This is a genomic window from uncultured Campylobacter sp., assembly GCF_937949835.1.
Taxonomy (GTDB): Bacteria; Campylobacterota; Campylobacteria; order Campylobacterales; family Campylobacteraceae; genus Campylobacter_B.
The window spans coordinates 1-3,893 of record NZ_CALEDC010000435.1; the positions used below are offsets into that span (position 1 = coordinate 1).

Genomic DNA, 3,893 nt, shown 5'->3' on the forward strand with positions numbered 1-3,893 from the left:
CCATGCGAGATAGTGGCAAGGCTGTGCTTAATACGTCGTGGTTTGCAGGTAATTTAACCTGCGCGGATATGGAAGCGGAATTTATCCGCATAGACAGGCAAGGCTCTTTGTCATTTGATGATGAGCCCCTAAAAGATTGCTTCTGTAAAATTTAAAGAGAAAGGATGAAAAATGAGTAGCCCCGATCGAGAAAAAGAGCGCGAGATGCTAGCCAAAATAGACGATTTCGCGCAGAAGCACAACGAAAAAGGCGCGCTCGTGGAGAAAATCCATAAAAGGCTGTTTAAGCTGAATGTAAAGCAACTAAAGGAAATTTTAAAAAGGATTGACGATGACTACTGAAAACCAAAGACCAAAAGAAGTATCGGCCGCGCTCGGACGTTTTGAAAACAGCGGTATCGTAGCGGGGGTTGCCGCCGAAAATCAAAGGCTGCTGACGCAAAAAGAGGCTTCGGTTATGTTGGGCTATTCCGAAAACAGCAATATACTTGCCAAAATGCGAATGCCTAAAAACAAGGGCAAATGGGAATTTATGCCGCGGTTTATCATATTCAACGGCGAGGCCCGCTATCCCTTAGATTGGCTCAACGAGGACATTAAGAAATTAAAAGAGGGGTGTTAGCCTCTCTAAATAATCCGCCCACCACTGCAATACCCGCAAATGCTCCCGCGAGTTGAAGTCCCTGAAATAAGCTTTATCCACCTCGTTACCGGGCGCATGCAGCAGCACTTCATCAATGATACGCTTTTCGAACATAGCTCGCTCGCCGTCGGTTGCTCTAATAGCAAAGGTCGCAAACATCGAGCGAAAGCCGTGCGCGTGCAGATCGGCTATACCCAAGCGCTTTAGCGTTTTTAATAACGTGCCCTCCGAGATAGCCCATCCGCTAAGCCTAGAATAGGTGCTCGATTTGAAAACTATCCCATCTGCGCTAATCTCTTTTTGGCGCTTCAAAATTTGCTTTGCCTGCTTCGGAAGCGGCAAGCGCGCATTTACTCCCGTTTTATTATCCGCCTCTCTAAAATACACGAAATCCCCGTCTACCCTATCCCAGCTAAGCTCTCTGATTTGATGCGGACGCTGCGCCATAATCAGATTGAAAAAGAATAAATTTTTAATCGTCGGCTCTATAAGGGCGTCTCTGACCGCCTCTATAATCTCTTTTAAGCGATTTGGATCCGTCACCGCCTTTCTATGCTCTACTTTTTTCTTAGGGTAAATTTCGCTCATATCATCTATGATTTCGTAAATAAACGATATATCGCCCGCCGCGTTTTGGGCGCGGGCAAATTTAAGCACGTCGCGCAGGATCGGTATTATTTTTTTAGCACTTGCAAAATTCACGCCTTTGCTCGCCGCGATCACCTCTTTCGTGCCGATCTCATCTATCGGCATATTGCCTAGAGGTTGCAGCAGATGTTTATTTACGCGATTTACCATCTTACGACGAGATTGCCTTGTTTTCTCGCTATCCTCGGGCGGGATTTTAATATCCAGCCAAGCGTAGAAAACATCTTTTAGCTTCTGCTTTTGCAGCTCCTCGCTCACGCCTGATTTACGTAAGTTCATTGCTTTTTCTCTAGCTTCGGCAAGGCTTATATCCTCAAAGCTTCCTAGCGTCGTGTAGCCTCTTTTTGTGCGTAGCTTGTAGTATCTGCTGCCGTTTGCGAAACACACGAGATACAGCGCGCACGTGCTATCGATAGAATATGCCTTGAGCTTGCCGCTGCCCTCAAATTTTAATTTCTTAACCTGCGTCGCGGTTAAAATTTTAGCCATTTTATACCCTTGTTATACAGAAAGTTATACATTTTTTACGAAAATAATTATAAACCGATATAAATTAATATAAATTGAAAATAGCTTTAAAATGCCTTAGTATCGGTAGTTTGTAAATGGTTATACATTGAAATAAATAGATGTAAAAAGGAGCAATGGTGACCCACAGGAGATTTGAACTCCTGTTACCGGCGTGAGAGGCCAGCGTCCTAACCACTAGACGAGTGGGCCGCGAAATTAAAAATGAGATAATAGCGAAGTGTATATAAATTTTGGATTAAATTATATATTTGTGGCAAAAATAATGCAAAATAAAATTTTCGCCGAAAACTTAAAGCTTTTTGGCATAGCCGCAAATCTTGGTGCCCTAGAGAGTCCGATATGACGCCCATTCTAGATGGCACATAAATAAGTTCCGTCGCTGCAGCCATAAGCCAAATCGATATCATAAAAGCTTGCTGTGCTTTGCTATCAGCATCAAAAACGCCAATAATTTTATCGCGCTGATTTAAAGCAGGTGATAAGAAGCCATTTAGCATGCCTTGTTATTTGGCTTCTAGGCTTTTTAGATACTCATATACTCTTTTATCCTCATTTTTCCTTGCCCAATCCGATGGAGTTACGCTTTGGTTATGAGAACATCTAGCTTTTGGATCGGCGCCTCTTTCTACTAGATATTTTACGATTTCTAGACTATGAGAACTTGCCGCATAATTTACCATGGAGCATCCGTCACTATCTTTTGCTTTAAAATTTCCGCCGTATTTTTCTAAAAGCTTTACGAGCCTAAAACTCTTCTCATCGTCGTGTTGGCTTCCGAATACGCTCATCATCATTGCGCTATCGGTCAGTCTTTTTGCGCACTCTAGCATCGCGCGAAGCGAATTTTCGCTACCTAACATTACCGCCATTTCGATGGGAGTGGTATTTTCATGACCTTTAAAATTCGGATCGCCGCCCATTTCGCAGTATTTTTTAGTATCTTCGGCGTTGTCTGAATATGCCGTTTTGTGAAGCAGCGTTTGTATCTCATCTACACTCAAATTCTCTTCGGTTTTGGGTGCGACAGGAAAGCTTTCGTCGTAAATCTCCTTTAATGAATTTGTACCGTAGTATTTACCCGGCTCGTCTTTAAAAATCAAATTTATACCATTTAAATCCGTAAGTTCTATAGAGTCGTTTGTTTTTAAATTTATTATCTTGTTAAAGTTAAAAACTAAATCATCCTTTTTAACCCCGCTATCAAAGATGAAAAAGTGGCTAAACTCGTAAGGAAATTCGTTTTTGTATTCAGGGTTTGACGCCGGATTTATCCTAGAATCGCCGATTTCTATCTTATCATGCCCCCATCTTTTGCCGAATATAAATATATTTGTACCCCAGCTTTTTGAAATTTTATCATCGTTCTCGCCCATTACGAAAATATCGTTTCCCCACGGGTCTTCCACATCACTTCTGCCGCCAGTCAAAATATAGACGTTGTTATTTCCGGGGCAAACTATAGAGTGCCTCGTATCGCTTTCGGCTATAATGATTTCGTCCGCGTTTTGGTTGCAGAGAGAATTTATGTCCCAATATATGATTTTGCTAAAATTTAAACTCACGTCTTCTAATACGGTGGTATCAAATCCTTGCGTCACTAAAATCTTTTTAGGAAAATATCCTTTCGCTTGCCCGTCTTTGATAAATTTTTCCAAGCTTTGAAAATCGGTTATATTGCCTCCAAAACAGCCTCCGACCACCAAAAACAATATAACGATAAATCTCATACTCGCTCCTCTTTTCGAGATAAAATTTTAAAAATTATACAAAATTTGTAAGCAAAATTTACTAAAAACAGCTCAAATTTAAAAATCAAAAATAAGCGTTTTTAATGCTTATAGTAATGGCACTTGGATAGTTATAAATTTTAAGCTACTCCGCTGCTTTTAAATTTAAAAAGTTAAATCAATTTTAAACAGAATTTGCATAAAATCCCATTTCAAAAACGTATTGCGCGAGCGGCGGCGGCAAAGTAAAATTTGCGGCAGTAGCCCAAGGATGAGATATTCGGCGGCATGCTGGGCTTAAATCATTCACAGTGACGTAAAGTACGAAATATGCGCGACGGCGT

General features: G+C 41.2%; 4 protein-coding genes and 1 tRNA gene. 2 read left to right on the plus strand and 3 right to left on the minus strand.

What is annotated here, in order from left to right:
- Positions 1–171: 171 nt before the first annotated feature.
- Both Q0256_RS09735 and Q0256_RS09740 read left to right on the plus strand, forming a co-directional pair.
- Entirely contained in the window at positions 172–342 is a 171-nt protein-coding gene (locus tag Q0256_RS09735) for a hypothetical protein (protein ID WP_297962562.1), read from the plus strand.
- Positions 332–622, plus strand: a complete 291-nt coding sequence (locus tag Q0256_RS09740; protein ID WP_297962564.1) for a hypothetical protein — start codon at positions 332–334, stop codon at positions 620–622. Before Q0256_RS09735 ends, Q0256_RS09740 begins: the two co-directional genes overlap by 11 nt.
- On the opposite strand, the gene Q0256_RS09745 is transcribed toward Q0256_RS09740, so the two are convergent.
- The 3 genes from Q0256_RS09745 to Q0256_RS09755 form a co-directional block, all read right to left on the minus strand.
- The gene (locus tag Q0256_RS09745) at positions 605–1,780 is read right to left on the minus strand and encodes an integrase arm-type DNA-binding domain-containing protein (protein ID WP_297962566.1); all 1,176 of its coding nucleotides are present in this window, start codon (positions 1,778–1,780) and stop codon (positions 605–607) included. The two genes, Q0256_RS09740 and Q0256_RS09745, sit on opposite strands and share 18 nt — an antisense overlap.
- Before the next feature lie 156 nt (positions 1,781–1,936).
- Positions 1,937–2,011: transfer RNA gene (locus Q0256_RS09750), tRNA-Glu, on the minus strand.
- Positions 2,012–2,325: 314 nt separating this feature from the next.
- Positions 2,326–3,549 (minus strand): ankyrin repeat domain-containing protein, encoded by a 1,224-nt coding sequence (locus Q0256_RS09755; RefSeq protein ID WP_297962568.1) that lies wholly within the window; start codon positions 3,547–3,549, stop codon positions 2,326–2,328.
- Positions 3,550–3,893 lie beyond the last annotated feature (344 nt).